This window comes from Nocardia sp. NPDC004151, assembly GCF_042874235.1.
Lineage (GTDB): Bacteria > Actinomycetota > Actinomycetes > Mycobacteriales > Mycobacteriaceae > Nocardia.
In genome coordinates this window covers 343,976-361,879 of record NZ_JBIAMR010000007.1, presented here as the reverse complement: position 1 = coordinate 361,879, position 17,904 = coordinate 343,976, and the positions used below count along the sequence as shown (strand labels likewise).

Sequence of the window (17,904 nt, the reverse complement as noted above, 5' to 3'; positions counted from 1 at the left end):
GATTCGACAAACTCGCCGTCCGCTACCTGGCCACGATCCACATCGCCGCCATCAACCAATGGCTACGGTGACCCGACTTTCAAAACACGGCCTAGTGCCCGACCGGCTCCCAGCCGCGCTTGGGCTTCGACTCACCCGGGGTTTGGACATCGCGGCTGCGGTAGACGATGTAGGGGCGGGTCAGGTAGCCGTACATTGTCGCGCCGAGGCCCAGCGCCAGGGTCAGGCCCAGCAGCACGTACATGACCTTGTCGTTGCGGGTGGTGGCCGAGAAGACCGGGCCCACGGTGCGACGTCGGTAGATCAGGATGATCAGCCCGACGATGCACATCCCCAGCGCCGCGTACGGGACGGCGACCCACAACAGGTAATCCTTGGCGGTGAGCGTCAACCTCGGCCTCCGATGAATTCCGGCATGTAGGTGGGCGGTGCGAACGGCTCCAGACCGACGTCCTCGCCCGGGGGCCCGGCGGCGATGAGCTTGGCGACGGCCTCACGCTCGGAACCCTGCAGGACCGGCAGGGTCGCCGAGACCGAGTCCAGGACTCCGGTCCACGGTGATGCGGACTCCCGCAATGCCATCCGCATGACCTCGATGCCGGCGCGATGCTCGACCAGCAGCTGCTCCCCGGGAACCGGATGCGCCGAAGCGAATTCGAGCACGACCGCCAGGTGATCGGACAGCTCGTCGTCACCTAGTATCAGTCCGGCCGCCTGGTAGACCTGCTTGAACCGCAGCAGCACCATCCCGCGATTGCGGGTGTCGCCGTAGCGGAACCAGGTCAGGTAGGGGCTGAACCGTCTGCGGTGGTCGAAGGTGTCGACGTAAGCGGTCGCCACGGCGAGCGGTTGCGAGGTCTCCAGATAGGACAGGACCCGCTGCAACGGCGCACGGACTGCTTCGGGGAGCGCCGAGACCGCGCGCGCCAGCATGGGCAGCGAATCCAGCAGCGCCTCATCGGGATACCCGAGCAGCAGCGACTGCACCTGCCAGGCGGCGGCCCGCTCGGCGTCCCCGGACTTACGTCTCATGTGCGATGCCTTCCCTCCTGCTGGGGCATGACCCCATACGAAGGTCACGCGGAGGATTTGTCAGACAGTTCCGACGGTCACCGGCTGCACCCGCAGGCCGATCGCGATCTCCGAGACGCCGAGCGCGACCGTCAGCAGCCCCACGGTGATCGAGAGCGGCGGCAGCGTCGTGAACGGCGCGACCGCGACGCCCACCCCCGCGGCCACGGTCGCCAGCCCGATCAGCTCCAGTCCGCCCGCGCCCGCGTACTCCTCGGACCACACTCCGACGATCGCCTGCACGATTCCCCGCAGCACCCAGCCGATCCCGATCCACAAGGACAGCAAGGCAACCCACTCGCCACCGTCGAGGGTCCACAGCGCCAGCACGAGGGAGACGACCGCGCTGAACACCTCGAGCCATTTGAGGGCCGTGTGGATCCGGGCGCCGAACGCCATCACCAATTGGAAGGCCGCCGTCGCCAGCAGCACCAGCCCGAAGAGGATTCCCGCCACCTGCCACGATTTGTCCGGCCAGACCGCCAGGACCACCCCCAGCACCACAGAGCAGCCGCCGGTGACGACCAGCGACTGCCAAGCCCAATCGGCGAAGACCTCGCTTCGCCCCTCTATCCGGTTGGCGGGCACCTATTCATGATATGACCGATTCATCCAGGTAACTGGACGTTTGCATGTGCGCTCGGCGCGTCGGACCCATCCGAAGTCAGGGAGCGCTGAGGAAAATCCCGCGCGGCGTGGTGCCGTCGGGGGCCGACCACGGCGCGTCCAGATGGCTCCGGTCACGGCCCAGCGACCGGCCCGTGGCGAGGCGCCGGTGCACGCGGATCAGCTCCGCGCCCGCATTGGTGGAGCGGTCGGAGTCGAAGGCGATGTCGGTGTGGGCGTCGGTGTCGATCACCGTGGGCCGGAATCCCGGTGCGGGCGTGAGGATGTCGCCCGGCACCACGTGTACCGTCAGGTCCGGGGTGTCACTGGTGTTCTGGTCCTGCGGGGTGGCTTTGCCGGTCAGCAGCAGGGCGGCCTGTTCGATGAACACCGGGTCGTGGGCGGCGTCGTAGAGCCAGCGCATGCCGAGCACACCGTGTTCGGAGGTGCCGATCAGCGCGTGATCCAGACCCTCGACGCGGGCGCCGCGGTAGGTCATCGGAACCAGATACGCGACCGGCACCGGACCCGCGAGGTCGGTGACGACCATGAGTTCGATGCCGACCTCACCGTCGGGGTCGTCGAGCCGGAATCCGCCCGACTTGACCAGGGCGGGCGTCCCGGCGCCGACATGCCAGTGCCGGGTGGGTAGCCACGCCGTCAGCAATTCCAGCTTCGCGGGCTGCATGGTCGTCTTGTGGATCTCGGCCATAGAACCCATCCTGCCAGAGTCCGGCGGGATCGCGGCCGAACCCCTTGCGGCGGACCGATATTCGCCAATGTCAGCGCAGCTTTCGGAAGAAGTCACGCAGATCCCGGGTCAGCAGATCGGGGGTCTCCATCGACGCGAAGTGGCCGCCGCGGTCGAACTCCGACCAGTGCGCGACGGTGTTCTGCCGCTCGGCCAAGCCGCGAATCGTGCCGTTACCTGGGAAGACCGCCACTCCGGTCGGAACTCCGGAATTGGGCAGCTCGGCGCCCCAGTGCCGGGATTCCTTGTACAGACGCATGGACGAACCCGCGGTGTTGGTGAACCACAGCACCGAGAGGTTGGTCAGCAACAGATCGCGGTCGATCGCCGCGTCCGGGGTCTCGCGGGCCGGATCGGTGAAGGTGTTCACCACGTCGAGCACCCAGGCGAGCAGGCCCGCCGGGGAGTCGGCGACGGCCGGGGCAAGGGTCTGCGGACGGGTCGAATGCATGCCCGCGTACCCGGAGGTCTCGCTGCTGCTCCAATCCTTCAGCCGCGCCAGCTTCCGCTGATCGGCCTCGCTGTAGCCGGAACCGTCGTCGTTCCAGGCCGGGATCGTGATGGGATCGTTGAGGTGCACACCCGCCACCCGATCGGGCACGAGCCGGCCGATGCCGGGAGCGATGAACGATCCGGCGTCCCCGCCGTGCGTGCCGTAGCGGGTGTAGCCCAAGGCGGCCATGAGCTTCACGATCCGCTCCGCGGACCGCTCGGTCGCGGCATCCCCCGCGTGCCGCGTCGGTCCGGAGAAACCGAACCCCGGCAGCGTCGGAATGACCACGTCGAAGGCATCGGCCGGATCGCCGCCGTGCCCGCGCGGATCGGTGAGCGGTCCGATCATGTCGGTGAAGTCCTCGAACGGCCAGCCGTGCACCAGCACCAGCGGCAGGGCGTCCGGCTCGGGCGAGCGGACGTGCGTGAAATGCACTCGCTGATCGTCGATTTCGGTGACGAACTGGGGATGGCGGTTGCGTTCGGCCTCGTGGACGCGCCAGTCGTAGCCGCTGCTCCAGTACTCGCACAGCTCGCGCACGTACACGGTCGGAATGCCGTAGGACCAGCCCACCTCGGGCAGGTCGGCGGGCCAGCGGGTGCGGGCCAGGCGAGTCCGCAGATCGTCGATGTCGGAGTCCGGAATGTCGATTCGGAAGGGCTCGAAGACCGTCATGTCTCCACGGTAGGAAGCAACTAGGTCAGGGGCGGTCCTAATCCGTTCGCCGATTCCGCTGCGGCGGCCCGCGTTCTAGGCTGGTACGCAAGCGTTTCAGCCGCGGCGAGGCGGCGCGACTGGAGGGAACCGGCTACGTGACCACCACCTTTCCACCCGGACCGGCCCTGCCGCCCATCGTGCAGACCGCCATCTACACCAAATGGCGCGGACCGCTGGTCCGGTCGGCCGCCCGCCGGCACGGGGACACCTTCACCCTGCATCTGGCCGCGCCGTACGCCGAGAACCTGGTCGTGTTCACTCGACCCGAGCACATCCGCGAGATCTTCGCCGGCGACCCCGCGGACCTGCATGCCGGAGAGGGCAATCGGCTGCTGGCCGAGATCCTGGGCGAGCACTCGCTGCTGATCACCGACGAGGACGAGCACGCCCGCGCGCGGCGACTGCTCATGCCCGCCTTCGTCGGCTCCTCGCTGCGCGGCTACCGGGCGCTGGTCGACGATATCGCGAAAACCCATGTCGACCGGTGGGTTCCCGGCACGACCGTGCACACCCTGGACCGCATGAACGATCTGACACTCGATGTCATCATGCAGGTCGTGTTCGGGATGGCCGACGAAGCCCGCCGGGCCGCCCTGGTGCCACGATTGCGCGAGGTCGTGAACGTCAGTCCGATCATCATGTTCGGCTGGAAGTACCCGTTCCTGGCGCGGCGCGGCATGTGGAAACGGTTCCGCGCCACCCAATCCGCCATCGACGAGCTGCTCTACCACGAGATCGCGGAGCGTCGAGCGCAGCCGAACCTGGACGCTCGCGACGATGTGCTGTCGCGGCTGCTGGCCGCCGGATCCGGCGAGAACCCCGACGACGCGCCCCTGACCGACGCCGAACTGCGCGACCAGCTGATCACCCTGCTGCTGGCCGGGCACGAGACGACCGCGTCCGCGCTGTCCTGGACCTGCCACGAGCTGGCCGCCAATCCAGAGATCCAGACCCAGGCCCGCCGCGCGGCCCACGACGGGGACGAGAAGTACCTCGAAGCGGTGCTGAAGGAGTCGATGCGCCTGCACACGGTCATCGCGGGCACCGGCCGCAAGCTCACCCGCGACCTGACCATCGGCGGATACGACCTGCCTCGGGGCACGGTCATCGCAACCTCGATCATCCTGGCGCACGAACGCGCCGAAGCCTTCCCGGACGCCTTCGCGTTCCGGCCCGAACGATTCCTCGACGGGTCGGTCGCGCCCAACACCTGGTTGCCGTTCGGCGGCGGGGTGCGGCGGTGCATCGGTGCCGGGTTCTCACTGATGGAGGGAACGGCGGTGCTGCGGGAGATTCTCACCCGCTACCGGCTTTCGCTGCCGCAGGGCAAGACCGCCGAGCCCGTGCGGATCCGGAACATCACGCACGTTCCGGCCCACGGCGCACCAGTCGTGGTCTCCCCGCTCCCTTAACCGCGGTCCGGGAAGTCGGGCGCGCGTCGCACGTGGGCCTGTGCCACGTACGCCGAGCACTCGTCGCATTCGCTGATGATGGCGTGACGGCAGGCGAGCAGATGCTCGAGGAAGTGATCCGTGGCCTCGAGCAATGCGATGCGCTCGCGCACTTCGGTGCGTCGGTCGTTGATGATGGCCCGGCGATCGGTGTGCTCGCTGAGTCCGAGCTGCCGGATCTGGTTCAGCGACAGGCCGGTTCGCTGCAGCGTCAGGATCGCGCGGGCGTAGTCGAGGATGTCCTCGTTGTAGCTGCGATGCCCCGATGGGCTGCGCGGCGGTGCCAGCAGGCCCACCGATTCCCAATGCCGCAGCACGTGCGTCTCCACACCGAGTGCGGCGGCGGCGTCACCGATTCTCATGTCCTGCGCTGTGGTCACGATTCTCCCCTTTACTTCATGTCGACCTTAAGTATTAGCGTTCCTTCATGTCCGATCCAGTACGCAAGCCCACGCTCGTGCAATGCTGCACCGCCGCAATCGGTTCCCTCCACGGCGCGGTCCGGCCGCGGCCCGCCGACGAACGGTTCCTGCGCTCGATCACCGATGCGGGACTCCCCCGCGCCGAGCGCACCGTCACCGTGACGGCTCTGACCAACTTCCCCCGCCCGGTTCCGACCCAGGTCGTCGTGGAAGGCGTCTCCACGCCACGCCGCATCACCAGCGCGCTGAGCTCCTTCGTCATCCAGCACCCGCAGGCCACCTTCATCGTGGACCCGGGCTTCTGCATCGACGCCGAGCACCGCGCCATCGCGCAACTGCCCGCCGTGATCCGCCCGGTCGCGCGTCCGCCGGCCGAGACCATCGCGACCGTCACGGCCCTGGAAGCCCAACCGGGCCTGCCCGCACTGGACTTCGCGCTGCCCACGCACGCCCACTGGGACCATGTGTGCGGTCTGCTCGACCTGCCGGGCCTGCCCGTCCACCTGCACAGCGTCGAGCGGGACTGGGTCATGACTGGTCCCGTCGCGCCCGTGGGCGGCGTCCGCGACTCCCTCGTCGACCGTCCCCACCAGGAGTACGACCTCGACGGTCCCCCGATCCTCACCTTCACCCGCAGCCACGACGTCTTCGGAGACGGCAGCGTCGTCCTGGTCGACCTCGGCGGACACACCCCCGGCAGCATCGGCGTTCTCGCCCATACGACGCACGGCTGGAAACTCCTCGCCGGCGACGCCGCGTGGCACACCCTGCAAATCGACCGAATCCGCCAGAAGGCCACGTATCCGGGCGTCTTCATGGACCACGACCGCGATGCCACCTTCAAAACCCTGCACCGGCTCCACCTGGCGCAACGCCTCGTTCCGGTGATCCCCACCCACGATCACGAGGCTGCCCTCCTGCTGGCAGCGCCCGATGCGGAGGTCGCCGAGCCGCTACCGTGAACCCATGGGGATCACCGTACGTCCGGCTCAGCTATCCGACATTCCGGAATTGGCGCGAGTGCTCGGCATCGCCTTCTCCGACGATCCGATCACCGCATGGCTCATCCGCGACGACGCCACCCGCGCTCGCCGCGCCGCCGCATTGTTCACCGCGATGGCCCGCCACCACTTCATCCCCCTGGGCGGCGTGGAAGTGGCGTGCAACGACGCCGATTCCATCGTGGGCGCGGCACTCTGGGCACCGCCCGGGCACTGGCACGCCCCGGAGAGCGCGACCAAACGTCAGCTGCCCGGGCTGCTGTACGCCTTCCGGCACCGGCTGCTGACCGCCGGCCGACTCTCGGAGACGATGGCGCGGGCGCACCCCCGCGAACCGCACTGGTACCTGGCCGTCCTCGGAACCCTGCCCGGCGTTCGCGGACAGGGATTCGGGCGGGCCCTGCTCGATTCGCGTCTGGAGCGGTGCGACGCGGACGGGCTGCCCGCCTACCTGGAATCCAGCAAACCCGACAACGTGCCGTACTACGAGCGATTCGGCTTCGAGGTCACCGGCACCTTGGACGCCACCCGGGGCGGTCCCCCGCTGTGGCCGATGTGGCGCACACCCCGCTGACGACGCCGGTCGGCGGGCATCGGTGGCGGACCTGGAAAACCACGATGCACCGGTAGCGATCGCTACCGGTGCATCGTCGTGTGCGGCGATCAGGGCTTGCGGGCCATGCCACCGACCACCAGTTGCTCCCAGACCGTCAATTCGGGCTGGTCCCCTTCGGCGTCTTCCCCACGCCACTGGACGCATGGGCGCAGATCGTCCTCGTCGAGCGCGAGCGTTCCGAAACAGGCGCGGATCTCGTCGTCGGTGCGGAAGCGTCCGCGGCCGAAGGCTTCCAGGATCTTGCTCGCGGTCGCCATCGCCTCGCGCGAGGTTCCGGTTCGGAAGTGCGAGAGGTAGATCCGGCTGCCGGAAGCGATCCGATCCGCCCAGTACTGGACCACCGAGGTCGGATTCTCTTCGTCATTGACGAAACTCAGCGTCATGGCGAACAGCAGGCCGACCGGCTCGTCGAAGTTGATGAGCCGCTGCACCTCGGCGTTGTTCTCGATGCCCGCCGGATCGCGAACATCGGCTTCCAGCACCGCGATTCCGTTGTCGACGGCGAGTAGCGCCCGGCCGTGGGCCACCACGAACGGGTCGTCGTCGACGTACACGATGTGGGCCTCCGGGTAGACCTGCCGCACCACCTCGTGCACGTTCACGGCCGCCGGGAGTCCGCAGCCCATATCGATGATCTGCCGGATTCCCGCGTCCGCCATGGCCTTCGCGGCGCGCAGCACTGCGTCGCGATTGGTGATGGCCAACTTTTCCGACCCGGGTAGGTCCTCGATGAAGTAGTCACCGAGATCCTTGTCGACACCGTAATTGTCGCGCCCGCCGAGGACGTAGCTGTATACGCGTGCCACGCTCGGCCGGGACTGCCGTGCTCGCATGGCGTTGATGTTCAAGTGTCACACCCCTCTTTCCCCCACCGACGATACCGCTATCCACCAGGAAATCTTGCGTCATATTCGCAAACGGCACCAGGTGTCACAAGGGTGGGCCCGAGCTATTTCTGGACGGTCGCGGCGGCCGGTGTGGTCGCCGGGTCGGCGGTGGGAGTCGCTGCGGCCGTGCTGGTTTGCGGAGAAGTCGTCTCCGCTGCCGTGGTGGTCGGAGCAACCGTGGTTGACGTGACGGTGGGTGCCGGATCGGTGGAGGTCGTCGCCGGTGGAGTTGTCGTCGCGGTTGCGGTGGTGGTAATCGGAACCGGGCAGTCGCCACCGTGTTGCTCACCGAGCAGGTTGATTTCGGCGTTGCTGCGCGGGTCCCCGGCATAGTTGATCTTGTCGGTGCACTTCACGTAGTGGTCGACGCCGCCGGGCGCCGGTGCGGGCGCGGGCGGGGGCGCGTCACCGGGTGCCACGTCCTGCGGCTGCTGCGGCGAGTTCGCTACCGGGTTACCACCGCCCGGATTGCCTCCGCCCGGGTTCCCGCCACCCGGACTCGCCACCGGCGCACCGGAACTCGTCGGTACCACACTGGTGGCCGTCACACTGGTGGACGGTTTGGTCGTCGTCGCCGACGAGGTTTTCGAATCGTCCGAGGAACACCCTGCCGCCAGCGTCAACACGGCCGCCAACATCAACACCGCCGCCGCGCCGGCACCCTTCCCCGCACGCACCCGGCCACACCGATCCGCAATCGCGGACATTCTTCCTCCCGAATTCACCGCAGTCCCAGCCCCGACACATCCGCTGCGCGACAAGACAACTCGGGGGCGGAGGCCCCCGCTCCGACCTTAGGAGGCGAATCTCCGGTCCACCATCGGAGCGGGTGCCCTCAATTTCTCTGTCCCCCGCAACGGGGCTGCATGGTGTAAGGGGGTTACTTGGAGGGCTCGGGCTGTTCGTTTCGGGTTGCGAGGAGGGCGTCGAGTTGTTGCTCGGCGCGGGCGGCCCGCGCCAGGGTCTGGGCCCGCGCGTCGTCGAGCGCCGCGATGCGGGCCGCGGACTCCTGATGCGCCTGCTCCAGTGCCGCTTTGGCTTCGGTGCGGACAGTGCCGATATCGGCGGCGGCTTGTCGGCGGACATCGGCGAGTTCGGTCCTGGTGCGGTCGAGATCGGTGCGCGTCTGTTCCAGCACCGACCGCGTTTCGGCGACCACCTGACTGCGTTCCGCCACCGCGGCTTCTGCGCGTTCGATGGTGCGCTCGGCATCGGCGGCGCGCTGCACGGCCAGATCCCGCTCCGCGCCCGCCGCGGTGATCCGCTGCGCCGAATCCCGCCGCACCTGCTCGATCTCGGCCGCCGCCTTGGTCCGCGCCAGCTCGATGTCCTCGCTCGCCTGCTGCCGGGCCCGCTCGACATCCTCGCTGGATTCCCGACGGATGGTGCGGATCTCGGCCTCCGCCTCGGCCCGCGCCGCGAACACATCATCGGCAGCCTGCTTGGTCACCCGCGCGACTTCCCGCAACGCGTCATCCCGCGCCGCCAGCGCCTCCGCGATCCGCCCCTCGGCTTCCTCCGCGGCGAGTGCCGCATCCTCGGCCGCCGATTCCGCCGCAGCCCTGGCCTCTTCGCTCTCCCGCCGCGCCTGCTCGGCCGCCACGGTCGCCATCTCCGCCTCGGCAATCCGCCGCGCCGCATCCGCCTGCACGGCCTGGACCTGCGCCTCCGCCACCGCCGGGTCGGCCAGGGTGGAAAGCTCCGCCACCGCCGTATTCAACGTCGTACCCAGCTGTTCGGCGATCGCCCGAAACTGTCCGAGCAGCTCATCCGCCCGTAGCCGAGCCACGGTTACCGGCCCCTGTTGCGTCACAGTGACATTGGCGACCGACCCTTCCCCCACCCCCGTATGCTGCCGCTGCCGTTCCCGCCAAGCCCGCCACCGCGTGTGCTCGGGGTGCTCACAGTATTCCGACGGCCGCCCCGGCCCTCCGCCGCGCGTGATCGGTTTCGTACACCCCGGGTAGTTGCAAGTACTCGCCACGCCGCAAATCGTAGCGTTGGTTTCGTCATTTCCAACGGAACAACACGAAACGAAACCCGAACTGCCTCAATCCAATCGATCCGAGCCTGACCTCCGATAAGTGAACCTTATCGGAGGTCAGGATTCCGCACTTCCCCAATTGACGTCGCGAACAATACGTTTACGTTTGGTCGCAGCAAACGTTACGAAACCCCAACGTATCCCTCGAAAAACTGTGCTCGCATGTACGCCTGTACCAATTCCGCGATCCGCTGGTGTCGCAGCCGTCCACGCTGCTGCGTAGCCGCGACCGACGGACCGTAGATTCTCGTCGTACCGACCACATCGCATCGATGGATAGGACCTGGATGCTCCACCTCAACCACGACGATGCCCCCGCCCTCCTGCGCGAACGCTTCGCCGTTGAAATCGGCATTCGGCAAGCCTGGCCGTACGTGACATTCGCCGATCATCGTGACGGAGCATTTCCGCTGGAAGTCCGCCTCTACATCGACAGCGGTTTCACCGTGATATCGGGCCCCGCTGTCCTGGTTCCAGCGGACGAGGACGACGAGAAGCTCAGGCTGCTACGGCTGGCCGAAGTGCTCAACCGGACCGTTCACGACGTCACCGTCGATGACGACGGGAGCTTGATGGTCAGCTTTGACGACAACGTCTGCTTGCGTGTGTCCGGGCACAGCCAATCCTGGACTACACACGATGTCTGGTGGCTCGGCTCGTGCCCTGCCGGATAACAGCCGAAACGGTATCGATCAGCGCAGCACGCCGGCCTGGCGTGCGGCCCGCAACCAGGAGGGGAACTCGCTGAGCAGCAAGCGGTACAGCTCGGCGTCGGAGAGCTGATCGATGTCGCGCACGGCGAAGAAGCCCGCGTTGTCGACCACCCGGCCATCGAGATCGTCGAGTTTTGTCAGCATCCCGAAGTTGTTGGGCCCCAGCCCGATGAACTGCCAGAAGGCGGGCGCCCGCGACGCGGCTCGCATGAGTTGCGTGATCTCGCGGCGTTTGCTGAACCCGCCGTCGGTGAAGAACAGCACCAGCGTCGGCTGGCCGGTGTTCTGCAGCGACCCGAGAATCGCCTGCATGATCGGGATCTCGTCATTGACCGCGCCGATGTGCCGGTAGTCGATACCCGCGTGCACGCCGTTCAGGTGCAGGAAGGTCGCGCACCATCGCTCGGCGTCCTCGACGGTGATATCGGGCAGCTTCGCGTACTTCTGGCCGTAGAGGAACGGCTCGAGCGCACCGTTGTCATCGAGCTGAATGGCGACCGGGATCATCCGCTCCACCACCTGGTGCACGACCTTGCGCTTATAGAGTCCGGCCATGCTCCCGGTCTTGTCGATCACCAGGATCACCCTCGCCCGCACGCCTTGTGCGCCCTTGGTCAGCAATACCTTGGCCACTTCACGTTTGCGCAGATCCAGCACCTGCCGCTTCTCGAGCGACAACTTCGCCTCACCCGGCATCGACCGCACCGACTCGACCGGCTCGGGTGCGGACGCAGGCGCCGGCGCGGCGGAGTCGATCGCCGGTTGATCGACGACCACGCCGTGATCGGTGATCAGATCCGCGAAGCCGCCCGCATAGCCCTGCCCGACAGCACGCACCTTCCAGCCCGAACCGCGACGGTACAGTTCGATCGCTACGATCACGGATTCCCTGCCGAGGCCGTCGATCCGGTAGGCGTACAACGGCTTTCCGCCCGCATCCACGAGGGTTGCCGTGGGCGGCGGATAGGCGCCGAAGGACGCGTGCTGATCGTCGAGCGTGACCACCGCCCGGATCTGCGCGATCTCGGGCGGTACTCGACTCAGATCCACCCGCAGGGTTCCCGCCGACAGGTGGACACCGGGCGCATCAGGCTGGTTGTAGAACACGAAGTCGGCGTCCGAGCGGACCTTCCCCGCCGCGGTGACCAGCAAGGCCGAAATGTCCACCGGGGCCGAGATGCTCACGGCGATCACCACCGCGGCAGTAGCTAATTCGGCGTTCTGCCCCTTGGCCAGCATCAGTGGAGACTCGGTCATCAGGTCGGCTCTCGATCCAGGTAGACGGTTCCCGTTCACCGTAACCACTGACGCATACAGATGCGCTCCTCACCGAGAAATAGCAGTATCGGTTGACCTTCGCGGCGCAGATCCCACCGCTGACCGGCACACGCGCGACTCAATGACCTGCCCCGGAGGCATCGATCCACTCGGCGAGGGCGGCGAAATCACTGCGCCGCAGTCCGATCCGAGGGTCGACGCGATGCAGAAGGGCTCGACCATCGTGATGCGCTGCCACCCATTGCCGGTCGCCGTCGCCGATCTCGTCGTCGATCCAGATGAACGATCGTCCCGCTGCCCATTCGATCAATGTTCGGGTCTTCCAGTGGAGCCCGAACCAATCGTCGACGCGATCGTCCGGCCGCTCCGCCCAATCCACCACCGGCAGCGTCGGCAGACCCAGTACCGGACCTACCGCATGGTTGGCCTCATCCATCCAGGTCGTTGCCCAGATCAGATCACAGGAGAGGGCCGCCAGCAGCGGCCCGTGTTCGGGATCGAGCCGCGCCAGAAGCGGATTGGACCCGGCCTGAGGCGTGGAACCGGGCGATGATTCGGATCCGTGTCCAGGAGCGCCGCCGAATGGGATCAGCGGTCCATCGACGTCGAGGAAGAGAAGAGGACGACGCGGCGTATCCGTCATCGTCGCACGCTATACCCGGAGCGTCGTCGGTGCGTGATCGGATGAGAATCGGCAACCGGTTCCAGCTTTCAGGCGCTGTAGGACCGGGCGACGGCGGCGAAGGCCTCCTTCGGTTCCCATGGCATGTCCGGGTAGGTGCGGCCGTGGGTGTGCTCCAGGACTTTGACGATGCCGAGGCTGGCCAGGTCCAAGTCGTCGCGGGGATCGCCGTCGGGGCGGTGCGGGTGGCTGTGCAGGGCGAAGAGGAATACGAAGGCGCTGTCGACGGCTTCGCTGTCGAAGATCTCGAGCAGTTCGGAGAGGTAGGCGGCTTGTTCGGTCTCGTCCCGGATGAAGCTGCCCGTCAATCGGATCGGGGCGCCGGTGGCGTCGTATTCGACGATTTCGTTGCTGCGCGGCGCGATATCGGCCGCGCCTTGCCACGTGGCGGTGCCGAAACCGGTGATCGCCAGCGGCTTTCCCTGGGCGACCAGGTCGCGCACCCCGGCCCGGAATCGGTCGGCCACCTCGGCGGAGCGAATGAGCTCGATCGACATGATGTCGAAGGGGCTCCAGTCGATCCGTTCGAACGGGATGGCGCAATAAGTGAGCTTGCCTCCGAAGTGCTCACGCACCACCGCCACGGCCTCCCCCAGGAACCTGTCGAGACGACCGATCACCTCGGCCAGGCGCTCATTGCGGGTCTCGGGGTTGCCGAGCAGGAATTCGAGCCTCTCCCAGACGGTGTCGCCGGGCAGGAACTCCCGATTCATCAGGCTCAGTTCGACTCCGGTGACGAATACGACCTCGGCTCCGGTCGCCCGCAGCCGCTCGGCCCGGCGCGCACAATCCGCGAACAGGGCCAGGATCTCCGCGGCCGTCCGTTCCAGCGGGTATGGGGAGAACCACACCTCGAGGCCCAGTTCCGCAGCATGCCGCGCGGCCACTTCGAGCCGGTCGGCATCGCCTCCGACAATCTGAACGGCCGTGCAGTGCAGGTCGTCTCGGATGATCGCCAACTCCCGGCGGACAACCTCGGGGTCGAAGTCCTGCCGTGACGTGTGGCCGTTCGCGATGAACCCGGTGTCATAGGTCATTCCCTTGGCTCGCATGTGCGATCCCTTCTGTCGGTCCGGAGGTTCCGTCGACGCCAGGCTAACCGCAAAACATGCGTGCACGCAATATTTCGTGCACGCACCTTTGTGTGGCAGGATCGGGGCGTGACACCGCGACCGGCAGGATTGCGCGAGCGCAAGAAACAGGCCACCCGCGAGGCCCTCCGGGAAGCCGCACTCCGACTGGCCCTCGAACAGGGGCCGGACAATGTGCGCGTCGAGGACATCGCCGAGGCGGCCGGCGTCTCGCCGCGCACCTACAACAACTACTTCTCCAGCCGCGACCAGGCGATCATCGCGGCCGTCACCGGCGATCGGGACGCCCAGGTCGCCGCGGCCGTCACCGCTCGAGCCCCCGGGGTGGGTCTCGCCGACGCGATCATCGACGCGGTTCTGGCGGCGTACACCGACCCGGTTGAAACCCGCCGCGATGCATTGCTATTGATCACCACGCATCCGGCGCTCCGCGACGTGTTCCTCGCAACCACGGGCGCGATCTCGAAACCTCTCGCCGCCGCGATCACCGAACGCCTGGGCGCCATCGACGAATTCACCGCCCCGGTACTCGCCGCCGGGGTGGCCGCCGCCATCCGAGTCGCGCTCGAACAATGGCTACAGCCCGCCTCCGACACCGCCATCGCAGGGTTCGTCGTGGTGTCCGGATCGCTGTCCGATCTGCTGCGCGCCGCGCTCGCCCCGCTGGTGCCCGCGCTCGACGCCGCGGACGCCAGGGCAGGTTCCGCGGCGCGCACTCCGCCCAGTCACGGTCCCGATCACGCTCGCTCCTAGCTGGGTTGTGAGAGCTTTTGCCCTGGTGGATGATTCGTCACTGACGGCATATTCGTCGGTGTTCGGGTATGGCATGCCCTCATTGGGCAGCGGGACTCCCGAATTTTGGCGGGCAAGAGCGGTGGCGTGGTCGTAGAGCGTGATGTCGGGCTCGGCCCGGTGGACGCGCACACCGCGCGGTGGACAACTCGATTCTCTCGATCGACAGGCGTTGAATGCCCGCGCAACAGGATCGGCTGGGCCGGTTCAGACGATCGGGCCGCAGCGGGCGTCGAATCGGTCGCGGAGAGTGTCGAGGGTTCGGCGGTTGTGGTCCTGGTCGTGGTGGTGGGTGCGGACGAAGTGTGCGGTGTCGCCGAGGCGGCGGTGCATGGGATACCAGCGGTCGAAGTCGAGTCCGCAGCGGAGGAACACCGATGGTCCGAGCGCGTCGTAGATGAGGCTCAGATTATAGAGGTGCAGGGTCAGGGCGCCGTAGGTGACGGCGGCGGCGGTGGCGGTCTTCGTTCGCAGGTCGTCGCCGTCGACGGCGTACAGCGGCAGCTCTCGGAGCTTGTCGCGGAACATCAGGTGGGTGAGGAAGTAGCCGGCGAACGACAGGAATCCGAATGTCGCCGAACGGGTCTGGATCGACAGCACCGACCCGCTGGGCGAGACGTACGGCTCATAGGGGGTGCTCGTGTGCAGTAGATAGCCGGTGCAGTTCACGAGCCAGCTGCCGGCGGTGGTCTCGGTGGAATTGCCGCTGCGGAACCGCAATTCAACCGAACCGTTGCGGTCGACGGCGTCCTCGAGGTGATCCATGACCACCGTGTTCAGACCCTCGCGAATGGTCCGCTGCTCCGACTCCGACAACAGGCCAGCGAAGAAGTTGTTCGGGTGCGGGGTCACCGCCAGCCCGGCGGTGCGCAACAGCCAATCCTGGACCTCGGGCTCGTTGGTTCCGTCGAAATGGCGTGCGATGTCGATGAACAACCGGTTCGGCATGCCGCCGCCCCACCAGCGGCGCGCCCCGCGCGGCAGGATCCGGTCGCGATTGATGAAGACGGTTCCCGGCCCGGCGACCAGGTTGACCTCCCGTCCGGGGGAGGCGGTGATCAGTGCCGCCGCGGTGTCCATGGCGGTCTTGCCGCCGCCGATGATCCACACCGGCGCATCGCTGGCGGCCATGTCATCGGCCCGCACGTCGCAGTAGTTGGGCGATACCGACCGCATCCGGTTGCTCGACACCTGAAGTGGTTCCAGCGGCACCACATTGGTGCCGAACGCTTTGATCAGTTTGGTCGCGGTGATCACGAATGGCGTGCCGTCGGGACCGGCGCAGGTGATCCGCACGCCGCCGCTGGTCTCCTCGTGCGACCGATAGTCGAAGCCGAAGTACTCCTCGACCCGGACGCGTTGTCCGATCACCCGCATGCAGTGCTGGAAATGCTCCAGTATCTCGCTTTTCGTCGCGAGGTAGGAGCGTTCCTTGCCGATCGTCCATTTGATGTCGCCCGCGGTGAACAGCGGATGAGGCTGATGCAACCGTACGTAGGGATAGGCGTCGACCCACATCCCGCCGGCTCGTGGATGCCGGTCCACGAGAATGACTTTCTGATCGGAACTCAGGTAGCGACTCGCGACGTAGAGGGCGTTCAGCCCGACGATCCCCGCCCCGACGATGCATACATCGCAGGTCTCGCCACGCCCTGGATTCATCTCGGATGTACTCATCGAAAACCCCCAGTTACCTCTGATGAGACCACCGCAGGCCGCGCATGTCAACGAATAGTCGACCGTCCGTCACGTCCGCGCGCGGTCGTGGGCGAGGGCAAGCAAATCCTTGGCCACCGCAGCCGTGGTGTCCGGGTTGATGACCGACAGCCAGGCGGCGCCGGCATAGACCGGATGGGGGAACAGGGAGTCGACTTCGGCGGGGTCGCGTGGGTGGTCGGCGCTTTCACGCGGCGTATGCCCCAACCGGGCGATGAAGGCGTCCCGCCCGACGCTGATATTGAGGCGGAAGATCCCCGGGCGGTTCAACTGCGAGGTCGCGTCGTCGGGGTAGTCCTTGGTGATGATCGTGGCGAACGGCTGGGTTCGGGCGGGGACCTGGCCGTCGGGGGCGTAGTAGAAGAACCTGTCGCCCCAGGCGATCTCGGGGAAGGCGCTGTCCGGGCCCGGCGCGAGAGTCAGGACGCCGTCCAGGGACTCGATGTACCGGGTGATCTCCTCGATATCCATGAGTTCTATCGTGGACCCGAAGTGCTCGTGGAGACTTGGGTGCGGAAAGCCGAGGTGAGGTGGTCGAAAGTCGCAACTCCGCTGTTCTGCGGACTGCCGATGTGGCGCGCCGGGCGGGGTACTCGGTTCAGCAGATCCGCAATCTCGAACGCGATGGCGTCCTGCCGCCCGCGACACGGACGCCGGCCGGGTACCGGGTCTACGACCACCGTCATGTCGTGGCGGCTCGGGCCTACCGCGCGCTCGCGGCCGGAACCGGGCCCGTGGTGGCCAAGGACATCGTCCGCGCCGCCCAGCTCGACTCCCCCGCACGCATGCTCGCCCTGCTCGATGCCACGCACGCGGGCCTCGACACCGAACGCCGTGATCTCGAGGCGACCCGGGCAGCCGTCCGCCACATCAGCGACGAACCCATCGCCGAGGTCCGTGCTGCGGACTCGATGAGCGTCTCCGAGCTCGCCGATGCTCTCGGCATCCGTCCCTCGACCCTGCGGCATTGGGACACAACAGGATTGGTGACTCCGGGCCGCGCCACTCCTCGAGATGCCCGCGTCTACGCGCCCGCCGACGTCCGTGACGCGCGCATCGTGCACCAGCTCCGCCGCGCCGGGTACGGCATCCCGGCCCTGGGCATCCTCATGGCCGAATTCCGGGGCGCTCGCCGCTGGAACGAGGTGCTGGAGCGGCTGGCGGTTCGGGACGCGAGTATCGAATCCCGGTCACTGGCCTTGCTCGACGGAGCCGCCGAGCTGCGGGCCCTGCGGTCTCGAACCTAGCTGCGCAGGGCGGCATCGAGTTCGGCGAGAAGCTTGGTCTTGGATCGTGCGCCGACGAGGGTGCGGAGCAGGTGACCGTCGCGGAAGAGCAACAGGGTCGGCTGCGACATGATTCTGTAATCCCGCACGGCCGTGGGGTTTTCGTCGGTGTCGAGCGTGTAGATGGTCAAGGTGTCGGACCGCTCGTCGGCGATCTGCGCGAGCACCGGTTTGATCATGTGGCAGGGCGGGCACCACTCGGCCGTGAAATCAACCAGGACGGTTCCCTTGCGGGCCAGTACCTGTCGCTCGAAGCTCTCGTCGGTGATGCGGGTTATCTCGGTCAT

The 17,904-nt window shown here is 67.1% G+C and carries 21 protein-coding genes; 6 read left to right on the top strand and 15 right to left on the bottom strand.

Annotated elements, in window-relative coordinates:
• Nucleotides 1-91: 91 nt before the first annotated feature.
• The 5 genes from ACFYTS_RS18955 to ACFYTS_RS18935 all read right to left on the bottom strand — a co-directional run bounded on the left by ACFYTS_RS18955 (nucleotide 92) and on the right by ACFYTS_RS18935 (nucleotide 3,596).
• Nucleotides 92-391, bottom strand: coding sequence for a respiratory nitrate reductase subunit gamma (locus ACFYTS_RS18955; protein WP_387305863.1), 300 nt, complete (start codon nucleotides 389-391; stop codon nucleotides 92-94).
• The gene (gene narJ / locus ACFYTS_RS18950; protein WP_387305860.1) at nucleotides 388-1,032 is read right to left on the bottom strand and encodes a nitrate reductase molybdenum cofactor assembly chaperone; all 645 of its coding nucleotides are present in this window, start codon (nucleotides 1,030-1,032) and stop codon (nucleotides 388-390) included. The genes ACFYTS_RS18955 and narJ overlap by 4 nt, the downstream gene beginning before the upstream one ends.
• Nucleotides 1,033-1,092: 60 nt before the next feature.
• Entirely contained in the window at nucleotides 1,093-1,659 is a 567-nt protein-coding gene (locus ACFYTS_RS18945; RefSeq protein WP_357276595.1) for a DUF308 domain-containing protein, read from the bottom strand.
• A 76-nt stretch (nucleotides 1,660-1,735) separates the two neighbouring features.
• Nucleotides 1,736-2,398: a 1,4-alpha-glucan branching protein gene (locus tag ACFYTS_RS18940; RefSeq protein ID WP_387305856.1), complete on the bottom strand. Its 663-nt coding sequence runs from the start codon at nucleotides 2,396-2,398 to the stop codon at nucleotides 1,736-1,738.
• A 61-nt stretch (nucleotides 2,399-2,459) separates the two neighbouring features.
• On the bottom strand, nucleotides 2,460-3,596 hold the full coding sequence (locus ACFYTS_RS18935) for an epoxide hydrolase family protein (RefSeq protein ID WP_387305853.1): 1,137 nt from the start codon (nucleotides 3,594-3,596) through the stop codon (nucleotides 2,460-2,462).
• A 137-nt stretch (nucleotides 3,597-3,733) separates the two neighbouring features.
• On the opposite strand from ACFYTS_RS18935, the gene ACFYTS_RS18930 reads away from it, so the two are divergent.
• A complete protein-coding gene (locus tag ACFYTS_RS18930; protein WP_387305851.1) occupies nucleotides 3,734-5,050 on the top strand; it encodes a cytochrome P450 in 1,317 nt (438 codons plus the stop codon).
• Here the strand turns inward: ACFYTS_RS18930 and ACFYTS_RS18925 are convergent.
• The gene (locus ACFYTS_RS18925; RefSeq protein ID WP_387305849.1) at nucleotides 5,047-5,469 is read right to left on the bottom strand and encodes a MerR family transcriptional regulator; all 423 of its coding nucleotides are present in this window, start codon (nucleotides 5,467-5,469) and stop codon (nucleotides 5,047-5,049) included. The two genes, ACFYTS_RS18930 and ACFYTS_RS18925, sit on opposite strands and share 4 nt — an antisense overlap.
• 47 nt (nucleotides 5,470-5,516) lie before the next feature.
• On the opposite strand from ACFYTS_RS18925, the gene ACFYTS_RS18920 reads away from it, so the two are divergent.
• On the top strand, nucleotides 5,517-6,473 hold the full coding sequence (locus ACFYTS_RS18920; RefSeq protein WP_387305846.1) for an MBL fold metallo-hydrolase: 957 nt from the start codon (nucleotides 5,517-5,519) through the stop codon (nucleotides 6,471-6,473).
• 4 nt (nucleotides 6,474-6,477) lie between these two features.
• Nucleotides 6,478-7,086 carry a GNAT family N-acetyltransferase gene (locus ACFYTS_RS18915; RefSeq protein WP_387305843.1) on the top strand — a complete coding sequence of 203 codons (609 nt, stop codon included), beginning with the start codon at nucleotides 6,478-6,480 and terminating at the stop codon, nucleotides 7,084-7,086.
• Nucleotides 7,087-7,175: 89 nt separating this feature from the next.
• Here ACFYTS_RS18915 and ACFYTS_RS18910 read toward each other — a convergent pair whose 3' ends face one another.
• The 3 genes from ACFYTS_RS18910 to ACFYTS_RS18900 form a co-directional block, all read right to left on the bottom strand.
• A complete protein-coding gene (locus ACFYTS_RS18910; RefSeq protein ID WP_387305840.1) occupies nucleotides 7,176-7,961 on the bottom strand; it encodes an SAM-dependent methyltransferase in 786 nt (261 codons plus the stop codon).
• A 116-nt stretch (nucleotides 7,962-8,077) separates the two neighbouring features.
• Nucleotides 8,078-8,563, bottom strand: coding sequence for a hypothetical protein (locus ACFYTS_RS18905; RefSeq protein ID WP_387305837.1), 486 nt, complete (start codon nucleotides 8,561-8,563; stop codon nucleotides 8,078-8,080).
• Between the two features lie 332 nt (nucleotides 8,564-8,895).
• Nucleotides 8,896-9,723 carry a hypothetical protein gene (locus ACFYTS_RS18900; protein ID WP_387305834.1) on the bottom strand — a complete coding sequence of 276 codons (828 nt, stop codon included), beginning with the start codon at nucleotides 9,721-9,723 and terminating at the stop codon, nucleotides 8,896-8,898.
• Nucleotides 9,724-10,346: 623 nt separating this feature from the next.
• On the opposite strand from ACFYTS_RS18900, the gene ACFYTS_RS18895 reads away from it, so the two are divergent.
• Nucleotides 10,347-10,733 (top strand): hypothetical protein, encoded by a 387-nt coding sequence (locus tag ACFYTS_RS18895; RefSeq protein ID WP_387305831.1) that lies wholly within the window; start codon nucleotides 10,347-10,349, stop codon nucleotides 10,731-10,733.
• A gap of 18 nt (nucleotides 10,734-10,751) precedes the next feature.
• On the opposite strand, the gene ACFYTS_RS18890 is transcribed toward ACFYTS_RS18895, so the two are convergent.
• The 3 genes from ACFYTS_RS18890 to ACFYTS_RS18880 form a co-directional block, all read right to left on the bottom strand.
• Nucleotides 10,752-12,029 carry a VWA domain-containing protein gene (locus ACFYTS_RS18890; RefSeq protein ID WP_387305828.1) on the bottom strand — a complete coding sequence of 426 codons (1,278 nt, stop codon included), beginning with the start codon at nucleotides 12,027-12,029 and terminating at the stop codon, nucleotides 10,752-10,754.
• A 139-nt stretch (nucleotides 12,030-12,168) separates the two neighbouring features.
• Complete coding sequence (locus ACFYTS_RS18885) at nucleotides 12,169-12,693, bottom strand: HAD domain-containing protein (RefSeq protein ID WP_357276623.1); 525 nt, start codon at nucleotides 12,691-12,693, stop codon at nucleotides 12,169-12,171.
• A 68-nt stretch (nucleotides 12,694-12,761) separates the two neighbouring features.
• The gene (locus ACFYTS_RS18880) at nucleotides 12,762-13,784 is read right to left on the bottom strand and encodes a hypothetical protein (protein ID WP_387305825.1); all 1,023 of its coding nucleotides are present in this window, start codon (nucleotides 13,782-13,784) and stop codon (nucleotides 12,762-12,764) included.
• Nucleotides 13,785-13,892: 108 nt separating this feature from the next.
• Between ACFYTS_RS18880 and ACFYTS_RS18875 the strand changes: the two genes are divergently transcribed.
• Nucleotides 13,893-14,576 (top strand): TetR/AcrR family transcriptional regulator, encoded by a 684-nt coding sequence (locus ACFYTS_RS18875; protein ID WP_387305822.1) that lies wholly within the window; start codon nucleotides 13,893-13,895, stop codon nucleotides 14,574-14,576.
• 246 nt (nucleotides 14,577-14,822) lie between these two features.
• Here the strand turns inward: ACFYTS_RS18875 and ACFYTS_RS18870 are convergent, their stop codons facing one another.
• Both ACFYTS_RS18870 and ACFYTS_RS18865 read right to left on the bottom strand, forming a co-directional pair.
• Nucleotides 14,823-16,292: a potassium transporter gene (locus ACFYTS_RS18870; RefSeq protein ID WP_387305818.1), complete on the bottom strand. Its 1,470-nt coding sequence runs from the start codon at nucleotides 16,290-16,292 to the stop codon at nucleotides 14,823-14,825.
• 69 nt (nucleotides 16,293-16,361) lie between these two features.
• Nucleotides 16,362-16,802: a DUF6194 family protein gene (locus tag ACFYTS_RS18865; RefSeq protein WP_387305815.1), complete on the bottom strand. Its 441-nt coding sequence runs from the start codon at nucleotides 16,800-16,802 to the stop codon at nucleotides 16,362-16,364.
• 59 nt (nucleotides 16,803-16,861) lie between these two features.
• Here ACFYTS_RS18865 and ACFYTS_RS18860 point away from each other — a divergent pair, with 59 nt between their 5' ends.
• Nucleotides 16,862-17,578, top strand: a complete 717-nt coding sequence (locus ACFYTS_RS18860) for a MerR family transcriptional regulator (RefSeq protein ID WP_357276635.1) — start codon at nucleotides 16,862-16,864, stop codon at nucleotides 17,576-17,578.
• Here ACFYTS_RS18860 and ACFYTS_RS18855 read toward each other — a convergent pair.
• The gene (locus ACFYTS_RS18855) at nucleotides 17,575-17,904 is read right to left on the bottom strand and encodes a thioredoxin family protein (RefSeq protein WP_387305812.1); all 330 of its coding nucleotides are present in this window, start codon (nucleotides 17,902-17,904) and stop codon (nucleotides 17,575-17,577) included. The two genes, ACFYTS_RS18860 and ACFYTS_RS18855, sit on opposite strands and share 4 nt — an antisense overlap.